The sequence below is a fragment of the Pseudomonas juntendi genome (assembly GCF_009932375.1).
In the GTDB taxonomy this organism is placed as follows: Bacteria; Pseudomonadota; Gammaproteobacteria; order Pseudomonadales; family Pseudomonadaceae; genus Aquipseudomonas; species Aquipseudomonas juntendi.
The window spans coordinates 25,739-39,760 of sequence record NZ_BLJG01000005.1 but is presented as its reverse complement, the minus strand read 5'-3'; the positions used below and the strand labels follow the sequence as shown (position 1 = coordinate 39,760).

The window sequence follows — 14,022 nt, the reverse complement described above, 5'->3', positions numbered from 1 at the left end:
TAACCGTGAGCACCTTATGGAACCTGGAAACGCCCAGCTGAGCATGACCGTCCTGATGACCCCGGACATGGCCAACTTTTCTGGCAACGTACATGGCGGCACCCTGCTCAAATACCTCGACGAAGTGGCCTATGCATGCGCCAGCCGTTATGCAGGCAGCTATGTGGTGACATTGTCGGTGGACCAGGTGATCTTCCGCGAGCCGGTACACGTGGGCGAGCTGGTGACGTTCCTGGCGTCCGTCAACTACACCGGCAATACCTCGATGGAAGTGGGCATCAAAGTGGTGACCGAGAACATTCGCGAGCGCTCGGTGCGCCACTCCAACAGCTGCTTCTTTACCATGGTAGCGGTGGACGACAATCGCCGCCCTGTGCCGGTACCGCCGCGTCAGCCGCAAAGCAGCGAAGAAAAGCGCCGCTTCCTGCAGGGGCAGCAGCGCCGCCAGATCCGCCAGGAACTGGAAAAGCGCTACCAGGACCTGAAAACCGACGCTATCTAAAACGCCAGCAACCGCGCTTCAAAGCGCACACGCGGGTGGGCAATGCGATCCTGGGCCCGTACCAGCTGCAGCTCGTAGCTGGCACAGGCCTGGGTTTCCAACAGCACTTCATGCACCGCGGCGGCAGTGAACTCGAATGCCTGCACCCAGCTGTCGCCCAGCAATACCCTGGCCAGGAACAGCCCGGAAGTCAGGTCGCCGACCCCCACTGGCTGACGCGGAAACGCCAGCAGCGGGCGCCGCAGGTGCCAGCAGTGCTGGGCCGTCACCAGCAGCATTTCGAACTGGTCCTCGCACCGCCCGGGGTAGGCCAAGTGCTTGACCACGACCACCTGCGGCCCGCGCTGCAGCAAGCTGCGCGCCATGTGCACGCAATCCTCCAGCGACTGCGCGCGGCGCCCACAGAAGCTGTCCAGCTCCAGCTGGTTGGGGCACAGGATGTCGGCCTTGGCCACCGCTTCGTCGAGCAGGAACTGGCTGACCTCTGGCGGTACGATGCACCCCTTCTCAGCGTGCCCCATGACCGGGTCACAGAGGTACAACGCCTTGGGGTTCACCGCTTTGATCCGCTGTACCCCGGCCAGAATCGCCCGCCCTTGTTCGGCACTGCCCAGGTAACCGGAAAGCACCGCATCGCAGTGCCCCAGTTCACCGATGTTGGAAATACCTTCGACCAACGCAGGAATTTGCGCTGGAGCAAGCACATCGCCCGCCCACTGGCCATACTGTGTGTGGTTGGAGAACTGCACGGTATTGAGCGGCCATACGTTGACCCCGATCCGCTGCATGGGGAACACCGCGGCGCTGTTGCCGGCGTGGCCGAACACCACATGGGACTGAATGGCGAGCAGGTGCGGAGTACGTTTCATGCGGGTGTTTTCCAAAGCTGTTTCAAAGAATGGTGCGCGACGCAGTATGAACTCGATTGTCACCTGTACGACAGGCCAGGGACGCAGTTAAGCTGGATCTACCTGTTTGGAGCATAAGCAAATGTTGACCCTGGAGAACCTGTTCGTCTTGATGCTGGTAGCCACGGCAGGCGCCTGGTTGTGGCACAACCATGGGTTGCGCGAGAAAGCCCTGGACCGAGTCAAACAGCATTGCGCCAAACTGGACCTCGAGTTGCTTGACGACGCCGTGGCGCTCAAGCGCATCGGCTTTGTGCGCGATGCCAATGGCCGCAAGCGCCTGGCCCGCATCTATGCCTTCGAGTTCACCGTCACTGGCGAGCAGCGCCACCCCGGTAGCGTGACACAGTTCGGTGCGCACAGCGTGCAGATAGAACTGGCACCCTACCCGTTCGAGATCAAGACCCCGCCGCGCACCGACAACGTTATCGAGATGCAGCAATGGCGCCAGGAACACAACCGCTGGCGAAACTGATCAGCTGATGCGGCACTCGCGCAAGCCGGCCTGCAGCGCCGGTTGCGACTGTGGCTGATCGAAAATCAGCTCGATGCGGCTGTCCCTGCGCCACTCGCTGGGCTGCCAGGCGGGCAGACTCCCATTCAGCCCATTGAAAGCCTGCCACCCCTCCGGGCTGTGGATAACCCCCTTGGCGCGCCGCCAGGGTAAATTCTGCAAGAACGTGCTTAGCCGCTGTGGATAAAACTGCTGGCTGGGGTGCCAGCGCCAGCCAATACTCCAACCACCCTCACCTTGCTGGGCCAGGCAGACCGGCTGGGTGGGGTCGGCCCAGACCGTCCCTGTGGTTATTTCCAGATTGTCGACAATCCTGAAGGCGGAAAGCGGGCTGTCAACAATCTGTGAAGGTGCCTGGGGTAGGCCACGAAACGCTACTTCACCCTGTACCGCCCACAGCACCCTCCTGCCCCTAAATTTATTACTTATCAACAACTTAGTTGATTCATCCACAGCCTCTGACTTATTCAGAATCACACATTCGCAGGCGTTCAACGCCTGCTGTTGCGCATCGGAAAGCCGCTGGTTGCGAACTACCGCTTGAGCATCCAAAACCATGACAAGTGGCTGAATTGTCAGCACTCCAGCCCATGGCGCTGCCTGCAGCTGTGCCTGCAATTGCAACGGGTGACCCAAACCTGAAGGCTCGATGAACAAACGGTCAGGGCGTGATTTGCGCAATAGACGCCCTAGCCCGACCTGAAACGGCATACCGTTCACGCAGCACAGACAACCACCGGCCACTTCACCAATGGCAACACCGTCTTCATCCCGGCTGAGCAACGCCGCATCCAGGCCAACCAGGCCGAATTCATTGATCAGCACCGCCCAGCGCTCATTGGGCGGCCGCTGCGCCAGCAAATGGCGGATCAGGGTGGTTTTGCCGGCGCCGAGCGGGCCGGCAATCACGTGGGTAGGTATGTTCTGCAGCATGGCCTGGTTCAAACAGTGGCAAAGCCTAACTATGCGCCGTCAGGCCAACCAGTCAAGGCTCAGCAGCAGACGCCCCTGCTGGCCCGAAGGCGAGCGGTGAACCAGACCTGCGCCTTCGTTGCCTTGCCATTTCTCGCCCTTGAGCAACGCCACATCACCGGCTTGCAGGGTTTGAATTTTATCCACAGGGGGCTGTGCTGTGTGTAACTCCCGCCGGGGGCTGATTGCCTCAGGCAACCATTCACTGCCCGGCCCCACGTAGGTTGTGAGCAAGCGCAATGGCACGTTATCCACATGGAAGCGCGGACACATGGGGCCATCCAGCACGCGCAGGCGTAAACCCACACGGCGCGCACCCACCAGGCAGGTGTAGGCCGCGACCAGCCAGGTCACATCGGCTACAAATGACTCATAGCCATGCAGGTCAGCGGCTTCGCGCAGCAGGTCCGGCAGGACCGGCGCGTGTTGCTCGTGCACCTCGATTACCCGTTGGTCGGTCAAAGGCTGGCCAAGGCTGAGTACCAGTTCGGCAAAGTCCTGCAACTGCGCCGGCAGCCGCCGCCGCCACACGGCCAGGTTGACACCATCCTGCAGGACCTCAGCCAATGTTTGCGGCGTTTCGCCAAACACCTGAAAGATATCCACAGGCCTTAATGCCAGGCTCATGCTGCGGACTCCGCATGCCACGGTCCGAATGGATCGGGCAGCCGCAACCAGCCCATATGCCCAAGCTGCATTTCCTGGTCGGTCAACAAGCACGCGTCAAGGGCTGTGGATAACTTGGCAAAGTCGATGTTCTGCCCGATGAACACCAATTCCTGGCGGCAATCGCCGGTTTCAGCGGTCCAGTGTTTAAGGATTGCACTGGTGTTATCCACATCCTCAGGCCACTGGTCGCGCGGTACGAAGCGCCACCAGCGCCCCGCCAGCCCATGGCGCATCATCCCGCCCGCTTGCGACCAGCTACCGGCTTCCTGGTACTTGCTGGCCAACCAGAAAAAGCCTTTGGAACGGAGCAAGCGGCCGTTGGTCCAGTGCGTGTGGATAAAGTCGTAGAACCGTTGTGGATGCAGCGGGCGCCGCGCTTGCCAGGTCATGGCTGCAATCCCGTACTCTTCGGTTTCCGGTACGTGCTCGCCGCGTAGCTCCTGCAACCAGCCTGGCGCCTGGGCCGCCTGGTCGAAGTCGAACAGGCCCGTATCGAGAATGCGCTCCAGTGGCACCTGGCCCATGACCATCGGCACGATCTCTGCCCGCGCATTGAGGCTGCGCAAAATGGCCACGAGCTCTTCGCGCTCATGCTGGCTGATCAGGTCGATCTTGCTCAGCAGCAGAACATCGGCAAATTCCACCTGTTCGATCAGCAGGTCGCTGATCGAGCGCTCATCGTCCTCGCCCAATGTTTCCCCACGGCTGGCCAGGCTGTCTGCAGCCTGGTAATCGCGCAGGAAGTTCAGGCCATCGACCACCGTGACCATGGTGTCCAGCCGGGCCATGTCGGACAAGCTGCGGCCTTGTTCGTCGCGGAAGGTGAAAGTCTCTGCTACCGGCAGTGGCTCTGAAATGCCCGTGGACTCGATCAGCAGGTAGTCAAAGCGCCCTTCTGCGGCTAACCGCGCTACCTCTTCCAGCAGGTCCTCACGCAGGGTGCAGCAGATGCAGCCGTTGCTCATCTCGACGAGCTTTTCTTCAGCGCGGTTGAGGCTGACGTTGCGCTGCACCTCGCTGGCATCGATGTTGATTTCGCTCATGTCGTTGACGATGACGGCAACCCGCAGGTTGTCACGGTTACGCAATACATGGTTGAGCAACGTGCTTTTGCCGGCACCCAGAAAGCCGGACAGCACAGTAACGGGAAGACGATTGGACATGGCGAAACCCCTTCAGGCGAGCGCATTCGAAACGATGCATTGCACAATGTTATAAAGTAACAATACAATTTCGCCAAGTCGTTCTCGACGGACGACTGCTCACCAGGGACAAAACATGAAACTGTCACGCGCCATGGCATTGGTGTTGTTCGCCATGCCCACCTCACTGGTTGCCATGCCGCAGAGCACTGCACTGGCGTTGTGTACCCGCAGCGCCACGCTGCTCTCCTGCCAGGACGGCAAAGGGAGTTACTACAGCGTACGCACACACGGCACTGAGCTTTACCTGCGCGGTTTCGACTCGGTCACGCGGCGGCTATGGGCTCAAACCAACAGCCGTTACGGTTCGTTGACCTTCTTCACCGGCCTGGCCAGTGACGGCGAAGCCTGGGTGGGTTACAGCCGCCGCGTAGGCTGGACCACGTTGAACCGGGTGTCCAGTTCCAGCGGGCAACGTTTCGATTTGCATTGCAGCATGATCGGCGGCTGCCGCTGACACCTTTTTCTGTGGAAACCCCAATGAACCAGCACACGCTCCCCGATATCGCCTCACAGACTCATGCGTTCGCCTTGCCACTGAACTGGGTGGGCATGTGCGGCATAGCCCTGCCCGTGCAGTTCGAAGGGCGCCCCGCTGCTGCCACCGTCGACGCAGGCGTCAGTTTGATAGACGGCCATTCACGTGGTATCCACATGTCGCGGCTCTACCTTGCATTGGAGGCCCTGGAAAACCAGCCCCTTACGCCGCTGGCAATTCGGCAGCTTTTGGCGGATTTTTTGACCAGCCACGAAGGGCTGTCTTCCGCTGCTTATCTGCGCCTGGGCTTCGATCACCTGCTTAAAAGACCAGCCTTGATCAGCCCATTGGCAGGCTGGAAGAGCTATCCCGTGACCATCGATGCACGCATCGAGAATGAAGTGTTCCACGTGGAACTATCCGTGTGCGTGCCCTATTCGTCCACCTGTCCATGTTCGGCGGCGCTTGCCAGGCAACTGATACAACAGCAGTTCCAACAGCACTTCCCCGGATCGCAGGTCGACACTGCGGCGGTAATGAACTGGCTAGGCACTGCCGAAGGCATCGTCGCTACCCCACATAGCCAACGCAGTAGCGCGAAAATTCAGGTACGGCTGCGCAGCAGCCAGCGTGAGCTGCCGATTACCGAGCTGATTGATTGCATCGAAATAAGCTTGGGCACAGCGGTACAGACTGCGGTCAAGCGTGCAGACGAACAGGCCTTCGCTTTAGCCAACGGGCAAAACCTGATGTTCTGTGAAGACGCTGCCCGGCGCCTGCACCAGGCGCTGCGACAATTGGAGTGGAGTGCTGCTTTCAGGCTGCGGGTGGAACATGCAGAAAGCCTGCATGCCCACGACGCTGTTGCCACCAGCCAGTGGCAGTGGGACCTCAACTGCGCGGTTTGACCGTACCGCAATCACTGCCCAGCCACACCGCACGGGTGTTCATGCTGCCCTGCTGCTGAACACCCGACGCGTTGAAGGTGCCACTGACCTGGGTGGTGAACTCCCGATCACTGAGGAAAGTCGCCTGGCCACTGCCCTGTGCCTTCGGGCAACTGAACTCGAACTTCCACACGTTGCCGGTACGGTCAGTGATTTTCTGCGTGCAACCGGATTTGGGATCCTGCAGCGGGATGTCGTTGGTCGCCACCTGTTCGGCGGTCAGGCAGGAACGCACGCCATTACCAGCCACCGTCACCCCTTGTTTGGCCAGTACGCCTTCCATCATCGCGCGCTGCTCCGGCGGCAGGTTCTTGAGCTGCCCCAGCATGAACCCCATGTCAGGTAACGGCTTGCCATCGACCTGCATGTTGCTGGTGGTCAGCTCCCACAAACCGGGTTGCAGCATCTGGGCATGCACCAGCGGGCTGCTCATACCGAGGACCAGGGCCAACAGTGGCAGACGAATCTTCATGGGTGAACACTCCTGAAAAAAGCCGGCCAAGCGGGCCGGGCTGAGCCTTAGACGCCAAAACCATCCGCAGGTTGCAAGGTGCACCGGGAACGTGTTCTGTTAGCCAACAGTACTCGGTGAGCAGGATGCATATGGATTACCACAGCCCCTATTTCTTTGGTTATGTAATTGGCCTGATTCATCTACTGGGTATCGTAGCCGCACTGCACGCGTTGTTCACGGTGCGCACGGCCCAAGGCGCAATTGCCTGGGCGATGCCGTTGTTCTTCATTCCTTATTTCACCCTTATACCGTACCTGGTGTTCGGCGCCCGTTCGTTCAATGCGTACATCAAGGCGCGCCGCCAAGCCAACCAGGAAATGCACGTTGCAATGGCCAACCTCAACTGGCGACCATGGGTTGAAGAAGCCCTGACCGCCCGCGAGTCGGAAAGCTACGCCGCGCTACGCGCCATGCCCAAACTGGGGCGCATGCCTTGCCTGGCGAACAACCAGGTGAAGCTGCTGATCAATGGCAAGGCCACCTTCGATGCCATTTTCGCGGCCATCGAAAAAGCCCGCGATGTGGTGCTGGTGCAGTTCTTCATCATCCATGACGACAAACTCGGCAAGGCGTTACAGCACCTGCTGCTGCGCAAGGCGGCTGAAGGGGTTCAGGTTTTTGTGCTGTACGACCGTGTCGGTAGCCATGCCTTGCCAGCCAGCTATAGCCAGGCGCTGCGTGATGGCGGCGTACAGGTTCACGCTTTCGCCACCCGGCGTGGTTGGTTCAACCGCTTTCAGGTCAACTTCCGCAACCATCGCAAGATCGTGGTGGTGGATGGCTTGGTCGGTTTCATCGGCGGGCATAACGTAGGTGACGAGTACCTGGGTGAAGACCCGCAGCTTTCACCGTGGCGCGATACTCATGTGCAGATCGGCGGGCCAGTGCTGGCCTGCCTGCAAGAGTCGTTCGCCGAAGACTGGTACTGGGCCTCGCGCCAGCTGCCGCCGCTGATTCTGCCAGATGCCTACCCGGACGACGGCGTGCTCTGCCAGGCCCTGGCCAGTGGGCCAGCGGACCCACAGGAAACCTGCGCACTGTTCTTCCTTGAAGCCATCCACTCCGCCACGCGCAGGGTGTGGATAACCACCCCCTACTTCATCCCTGACGAAGCGGTGTTCGCGGCATTGCGCCTGGCAGCACTGCGTGGGGTGGATGTGCGCGTATTGATCCCGGCACGCCCCGACCACCGGGTTGTCTATGCCGCCTCCAGCCTGTTTGCCTTCGAAGCGGTACGCGCAGGCGTACGCATGTTCCGCTACCAGCCGGGTTTCCTGCACCAGAAGGTGGTACTGGTAGATGACGAGGTCAGCGCAATCGGCAGTGCCAACCTGGACAACCGTTCATTCCGCCTGAACTTCGAGATCACCCTGCTGACGGTCGACCGTGGCTTTGCCGACCAGGTGGAACGTATGTTGAATGAAGACTTCGAGCAGGCGCGAGAAATAACCGTTGAGGACAGCCGCGACACCCACCGGCTACAGCAATTGGGGATGCGCATCGCACGCTTGATATCCCCAATCCTGTAATCGGTGCCGCCGACCAGAGGTAGGTGTCAGCGGTACAGATCCTCGCGTGTCCAGGGCAGGTCGTGATGCCCGTCGGCATAGGGCTTCACTGCCAGAATCTGGTGCAGGTTGATCCAGCCCTTCTGGAACGCATAGGCACACCCGGCCAGGAACAACCGCCAGATGCGCAGGGTTTTCTCGGGGACCAGTGCCGCCGCCTTGTGTAGCTGGTTCTCCAGATTCTCGCTCCAGTGGTGCAGGGTCTTGGCGTAGTGCAGGCGCAAGCTCTCCACGTCCACCACCTCCAGCCCTGCTTCGCAGATGCTGGCACTGATCATCGACAGGTGGGGCAGCTCACCATGTGGGAACACGTAGCGATCGATGAACTCGCCTGCACCTCGCCCCACCGGCCGACCATCGACATGCTTGGCGGTGATGCCGTGGTTCATCACCAGCCCCCCTTCCCTCACCGCACCGAACAGCTTCTGGCAATACAACGCCAGGTTGGCATGGCCGACATGCTCGAACATGCCCACGCTGACAACCTTGTCGAAGCGGCCGTCTTGCGGCAGGTCGCGGTAATCGAGTATCTGTAAATCGACCTTGTCGCTCAGACCCTCTGCCTTGACCCGCTGGCGGCCGAGCTTCAACTGTTCTTTGCTGAGGGTGATGCCGAATACCTTGGCGCCATACTCACGGGCGGCGAAACGCGCCAGCCCTCCCCAGCCACAGCCCACATCGAGCAGATAGTCGCCCGCATCGAGCCGCAGCTTGCGGCACAGGTGCTCGAACTTGTCCTGCTGCGCCTGATCGAGGGTGTTGTCCGGCTCGCGAAAATAAGCGCACGAGTACACCATGTCCTGGTCCAGCCACAGCTGGTAGAACTCATTGGAAACGTCGTAGTGATAGGAAATGGCCTGGGCGTCGGTGGTCTTGTCATGCGCCAGGCGCTGGGGCGGCGTGTCGTCTTCGTCGGTAAGCAGTGCCTCGCTCAGCTCATCGCAAACGCGTATGGCCTCACCGATATCGCCTTCAAGCTCCAACTTGCCTTCGACGAATGCCGTGCCCAACTGGTCCATGCTCGGGTGGGTCAGCTGGCTGATCAACTGGGGTTCTCTGACCAGTATGGTTACCTGCGGGCTGGGCCCGAGATCGAAGTGGTTGCCGTCCCAGAGTTTCAGCCGCAGCGGTAGATGCAAGCTCTGCAGTGCCGGTGGAAGTTGCGCAAGCATGAACGACCCTCCTATCCGTAATTGGCCACGACGCCCGAAATTTCGAACGTCGTCGAATCAGAGTAGTTCATCCATGGGATGTTTCCTCCCGATCAGACCATGGTCTAGACCCTGCCGCGCTGATATGCGCAGCAAATTGTATACAATTCTAAAGGCTCAGCCTAACCTAATGCCCCTGTCGCGTTTCTACATCCCTGGAGTTGAACCATGAAAACCTATGACGTGGTGATCATCGGCGGTGGCCCTGGCGGCTACAACGCAGCCATTCGCGCTGGCCAACTTGGGCTCAGTGTCGCCTGCGTGGAGGGCCGCTCGACCTTGGGCGGCACTTGCCTGAACGTCGGCTGCATGCCGTCCAAGGCACTGCTGCATGCTTCCGAACTCTACGAAGCCGCCAGCGGTGAGGCGTTCGCCCACCTCGGCATCGAAGTCAAACCTACGCTGAACCTCGCCCAGATGATGAAGCAGAAGGACGAGAGCGTGGCCGGCCTGACCAAAGGCATCGAGTACCTGTTCCGCAAGAACAAGGTCGACTGGGTCAAGGGCTGGGGCCGCCTGGATGGCGTCGGCAAAGTGGTCGTGAAGGCGCAGGACGGCAGCGAAACCACGCTGCAGGCCAAAGACATCGTCATCGCCACCGGTTCCGAGCCGACGCCGCTGCCAGGCGTGACCATCGACAACCAGCGCATCATCGACTCGACCGGCGCGCTGTCGCTGCCGCAGGTGCCCAAGCACCTGGTCGTCATCGGTGCCGGGGTGATCGGCCTCGAGCTGGGGTCGGTGTGGCGCCGGCTGGGTAGCCAGGTCACGGTCATCGAATACCTCGATCGCATCTGCCCTGGCACCGACAGCGAAACCGCCAAGACCCTGCAGAAGGCATTGGCCAAGCAAGGTATGGCGTTCAAGCTGGGCAGCAAAGTGACCCACGCGACCGCCAGCGCCGACGGCGTGGCCTTGACCTTGGAGCCTGCAGCGGGTGGCGCGGCAGAAACACTGCAAGCCGATTATGTACTGGTCGCCATCGGTCGCCGCCCCTATACCAAAGGCCTGAACCTGGAAAGCGCAGGCCTGGAAACCGACAAGCGCGGCATGCTCGGCAACGAACACCACCGCACTTCCGTGCCCGGGCTGTGGGTAATCGGCGACGTCACTTCCGGGCCGATGCTGGCGCACAAGGCCGAAGACGAAGCAGTGGCCTGCATCGAGCGCATCGCCGGCAAACCGCACGAGGTCAACTACAACCTCATCCCAGGCGTGATCTATACCCGGCCGGAGCTGGCCAGCGTGGGCAAGACTGAAGAGCAGCTCCAGGCCGAAGGGCGTGAATACAAAGTGGGCAAATTCCCCTTCACGGCCAACAGCCGCGCCAAGATCAACCACGAGACCGAAGGCTTCGCCAAGGTACTTGCCGATGCCAAAACCGACGAAGTGCTGGGTGTGCACCTGGTGGGCCCGAGCGTCAGCGAAATGATCGGTGAATTCTGCGTGGCCATGGAGTTCTCGGCCTCGGCCGAAGATATCGCCCTCACCTGCCACCCCCACCCCACCCGCTCCGAAGCGTTGCGCCAGGCAGCGATGAATGTGGATGGCATGGCCATGCAGATTTGAGTCGACTACGCCGAGGGTAACAGCGAGCGGGAGCTTGCGTCCGCTGCTTCCCCCTTCGGCGCAGGCAAGCGTTTGGTGCGTTGCAGTTACTCGATTCTGCTGGTTGATGAATACTGCTCAGCGCTGCCTTGCAGATCCCGGCAACAGATACGCTGCACCGCCGGGGTCGGCAGGCTTCAGGCCACCGAGGCTTGACGCGGCACGCGCACGCTCAGCATGCCCGACAACGAGATCAACCAAAGCACCAGAAACACGCAGGCAATTGCCAGGTTCGAGGTCAGCGGCAAAGCGCTGACCAGCGCCGAGGCCAATGACCCGAATACCAGCATCAGACAGCCTTGCAGGCTGGCGGCAACACCGGCGCGGTCGGGGAACAGCGACATCGAGTTGGCCATGGCGTTGGAGAAGATGAAGCCCTGACCGAACGCGACCAGCATGATGCCGCCCAAGATCGAGACCAGGTGTAGGTCCTCTGCCTGCGTGGCGATGGTCACCACGCCGAGCAGAAACACCGCCATTCCTGCCCACATCAGCAGCCGTGGCTTGACCTGCCGGATCAGCGCACGGTTGACCAGAGTGCCGACCAGGTAGCAGCTACCCACAGCCAGCGCGGTGGTGCCGAAGTATTGCGCGCTGTGCCCCAGGCGTTCCTGGACGATGTGTGGGCCGAACACGTTCCATAGCAGAAACGCCGAGAAGCTCGAGCCGAGCACAACCACCGAGGCCCGAAAGCGGCTGTCCGCCAGGATCGGGCGGTAGCCGGCACAGGTGTGCAAGGCGCTGCGTCTGTTCATTGCGGGCAACGACTCCTTGAGCCCTGCCAGCACGAAGGCCAACACGATGACGGCGTATACGGCGTACAGGACGAAGTTGTAGCGCCAGCCAAGGTGCACTTCGATCACCCCGCCAATGTACGGCGCGATCACCGGCCCCAGGCCGAAGGCCAGGCTCAGGTAGATGATCGCTACGTAGAAACGCGGCCCTTTGACGATGTCCACCAGCAGCGCACGGGCAACTACCTGACAGGCGCCGATGGCGAAGCCTTGCAGGGCGCGGGCGAGCAGGAGCATCTCGATGGACGTGGCCACGGTTGCCAGCACGCTGCCCGCGAGGAACACCAGCAGCCCCAATTGCACCGCCGGCCGCCGCCCACGGGCATCGGCCATGATGCCGAAGAACAGCTGCCCCAGTGCGTAGAACATCAGGGTGATGGTGATGGTGTTCTGCATCAGCGCCGGGCTGGCTGACAGTTCACGGCCAATGGAGGGGATACTCGGCGCGTGCAGGTCGATGGCGATACCGCCCACGCTGTTGATCAGCGGCGCCAGGAAGACAATGAAATTCTCGTAACGCTTGGTCGCGTTCATGCTTACCTCCGGCGCACCGGGCAGCGGATGCCCGGCGCGCGTCGTGGTCAGGCCGAGGCCTGGCGGTTGAAAGTGGGCAGGGCCTTGTTTGTGGTAGGAACCCCGATTGACCTGCGGATCCTTGACCCGGGCTTGATCGGCGCTGCTGGCGCTACGAAACGAAGCGAAGGCTCGGGGGGTGGCGTCGTAGTGCCTGAGGTAGTGGGTACGCGCCGCTTCCTGCAGACAACGAGCCGTGCCGGCCTTTGTAGAAATTGCGCACGATGTGCATAGGGCTGATCGAATCGCTTACACGCATGTAGCGATCGACCGCAATGGCACACTCGAAGCCGTAGCACGGCGTCGGTTGTTGGAAAAAGGGAAATACCACAGGTGGGCGTACGCCAGCATGACTCATTCCTCCGTGAAAGCGTGGAACTCAGGTAGGTCTTGCGCTACCCGGTGACCACACGATAAGAGAAATGAGCGGCTGGCTGATTTTAAGAAATCTAAAAGCGTGGTGAAAATTTAAAAGCCTGTTTCATGGTGCCGTCAACAACACTTCGGCCACCTGTTCGATCAACTTGCGCAGGCTGGCGATATCTTTGCTGTCCCGACGGTCGCGCGCCCAGATCATGTCCAAGGTAAACGTTGGGAAACCCAGCGGCGGCTGACAGACTTTCACTGATGACGGTATGCGCAGATGCGGCAACAGGCGCGCCGGTAGTGCGAGCGTGGCCGGTACCGCGGCTACGGTGTTCACGCAGGCTTGGTAACCATTGGCGCGCACCAGCACATTGCGTGAACGGCCGACTTTATCCAGCCAGCTGTCGACCATGTTCTTTTCCGAAATCCACGGTGTGGGGAATACGTGGGGCGAGGCGCAGAATTCATCCAGGCTCATGGCCGCGTCGTTGGCCAACCCGTTTTGACTGGTCAGGCAGACAAAGTCGTCGTTGACCACCGCTTGCCATTGCAACTCCGGGTGCATCTGGTGATAGCCCGGACCGAAGCCGATCGCGATGTCGATTTCCCCTGACATCAGCTGATCCACAGGCAGGTCGCGGCTCAGGCGGTCGAGGTGCAGCGACGTATTGGCATGCGTGTGCGACAGCATCGCCAGGGCTTGCGGCAGGAACGACAACTCGAAATACTCCGGCGCGCATAGCCGCCAGATCTTACGCACGGCTTGGTCAGATGCTTGATATTCGTCTTCCGCGCAGCGGTTGACCGACTCGACCACCACGCGCAAATAAGGCGCGATCTTCTCGGCCTTGCTGGTCGGTTGCAGTACCCCTTGGGATGAAGAGAACAACGTGTCGTCAAAGCAGCCGCGCAGCCGCTTTAAACAATAACTGACCGTCGGCTGGCTCACGCTCATCAGCTCAGCGGTGCGTTTGGCACTGCGCAACTCCAGCAAGTTGAGAAACACCACGATGTCCTGCAGATCCAACTGCTTGAGGTAGTTGCTGTGGAGCACGGAAATTCCTTCTTAGCCTGCCCAGGCCGCACAGCTGGCCACAGCCAACCAAGCCGCGACCGTGGTGCTGGTGTGGTTGCCACCGCTCTATGGGGTGCTCGGCTGGGGCGCTACTGCGCCCCCCGGCAGTGCCAGTGGTGGA

General features: G+C 60.7%; 14 protein-coding genes. 6 read left to right on the top strand and 8 right to left on the bottom strand.

Annotated elements, in window-relative coordinates:
• The first annotated feature begins 16 nt into the window (after positions 1–16).
• Positions 17–502: an acyl-CoA thioesterase gene (locus GYA94_RS00955; RefSeq protein ID WP_009683536.1), complete on the top strand. Its 486-nt coding sequence runs from the start codon at positions 17–19 to the stop codon at positions 500–502.
• Here the strand turns inward: GYA94_RS00955 and pdxY are convergent.
• Positions 499–1,371 (bottom strand): pyridoxal kinase PdxY, encoded by an 873-nt coding sequence (gene pdxY, locus GYA94_RS00950; RefSeq protein ID WP_110676227.1) that lies wholly within the window; start codon positions 1,369–1,371, stop codon positions 499–501. The two genes, GYA94_RS00955 and pdxY, sit on opposite strands and share 4 nt — an antisense overlap.
• A 121-nt stretch (positions 1,372–1,492) precedes the next feature.
• On the opposite strand from pdxY, the gene GYA94_RS00945 reads away from it, so the two are divergent.
• Complete coding sequence (locus GYA94_RS00945; protein ID WP_110676229.1) at positions 1,493–1,885, top strand: DUF3301 domain-containing protein; 393 nt, start codon at positions 1,493–1,495, stop codon at positions 1,883–1,885.
• Here the strand turns inward: GYA94_RS00945 and GYA94_RS00940 are convergent, their stop codons facing one another.
• Genes GYA94_RS00940 through zigA form a run of 3 tightly spaced genes read right to left on the bottom strand, consistent with a single transcriptional unit; the run spans position 1,886 to position 4,728 of the window.
• A complete protein-coding gene (locus GYA94_RS00940) occupies positions 1,886–2,857 on the bottom strand; it encodes a CobW family GTP-binding protein (RefSeq protein ID WP_161891641.1) in 972 nt (323 codons plus the stop codon).
• A 39-nt stretch (positions 2,858–2,896) separates the two neighbouring features.
• Entirely contained in the window at positions 2,897–3,523 is a 627-nt protein-coding gene (locus GYA94_RS00935; protein WP_161891640.1) for a DUF1826 domain-containing protein, read from the bottom strand.
• Positions 3,520–4,728: a zinc metallochaperone GTPase ZigA gene (gene zigA / locus GYA94_RS00930; protein ID WP_054913669.1), complete on the bottom strand. Its 1,209-nt coding sequence runs from the start codon at positions 4,726–4,728 to the stop codon at positions 3,520–3,522. The genes GYA94_RS00935 and zigA overlap by 4 nt, the downstream gene beginning before the upstream one ends.
• Before the next feature lie 115 nt (positions 4,729–4,843).
• Here zigA and GYA94_RS00925 point away from each other — a divergent pair, with 115 nt between their 5' ends.
• Both GYA94_RS00925 and folE2 read left to right on the top strand, forming a co-directional pair.
• On the top strand, positions 4,844–5,224 hold the full coding sequence (locus tag GYA94_RS00925; RefSeq protein WP_110676235.1) for a glutamine synthetase: 381 nt from the start codon (positions 4,844–4,846) through the stop codon (positions 5,222–5,224).
• 23 nt (positions 5,225–5,247) lie between these two features.
• Entirely contained in the window at positions 5,248–6,153 is a 906-nt protein-coding gene (gene folE2, locus GYA94_RS00920) for a GTP cyclohydrolase FolE2 (RefSeq protein WP_161891646.1), read from the top strand.
• Here the strand turns inward: folE2 and GYA94_RS00915 are convergent.
• Positions 6,137–6,664 (bottom strand): DUF3617 domain-containing protein, encoded by a 528-nt coding sequence (locus GYA94_RS00915; protein WP_009683544.1) that lies wholly within the window; start codon positions 6,662–6,664, stop codon positions 6,137–6,139. The two genes, folE2 and GYA94_RS00915, sit on opposite strands and share 17 nt — an antisense overlap.
• Positions 6,665–6,795: 131 nt before the next feature.
• Between GYA94_RS00915 and cls the strand changes: the two genes are divergently transcribed.
• Positions 6,796–8,235, top strand: coding sequence for a cardiolipin synthase (gene cls / locus GYA94_RS00910; RefSeq protein WP_009683545.1), 1,440 nt, complete (start codon positions 6,796–6,798; stop codon positions 8,233–8,235).
• Between the two features lie 26 nt (positions 8,236–8,261).
• On the opposite strand, the gene cfaB is transcribed toward cls, so the two are convergent.
• Entirely contained in the window at positions 8,262–9,446 is a 1,185-nt protein-coding gene (cfaB, locus tag GYA94_RS00905) for a C17 cyclopropane fatty acid synthase CfaB (protein WP_161891639.1), read from the bottom strand.
• A gap of 207 nt (positions 9,447–9,653) precedes the next feature.
• Between cfaB and lpdA the strand changes: the two genes are divergently transcribed.
• Positions 9,654–11,054 (top strand): dihydrolipoyl dehydrogenase, encoded by a 1,401-nt coding sequence (gene lpdA / locus GYA94_RS00900; RefSeq protein ID WP_161891638.1) that lies wholly within the window; start codon positions 9,654–9,656, stop codon positions 11,052–11,054.
• A 176-nt stretch (positions 11,055–11,230) separates the two neighbouring features.
• Here the strand turns inward: lpdA and GYA94_RS00895 are convergent, their stop codons facing one another.
• Both GYA94_RS00895 and GYA94_RS00890 read right to left on the bottom strand, forming a co-directional pair.
• Positions 11,231–12,421 carry a multidrug effflux MFS transporter gene (locus tag GYA94_RS00895; RefSeq protein WP_161891637.1) on the bottom strand — a complete coding sequence of 397 codons (1,191 nt, stop codon included), beginning with the start codon at positions 12,419–12,421 and terminating at the stop codon, positions 11,231–11,233.
• Positions 12,422–12,941: 520 nt separating this feature from the next.
• Positions 12,942–13,880, bottom strand: coding sequence for a LysR family transcriptional regulator (locus GYA94_RS00890; protein WP_161891636.1), 939 nt, complete (start codon positions 13,878–13,880; stop codon positions 12,942–12,944).
• Positions 13,881–14,022 lie beyond the last annotated feature (142 nt).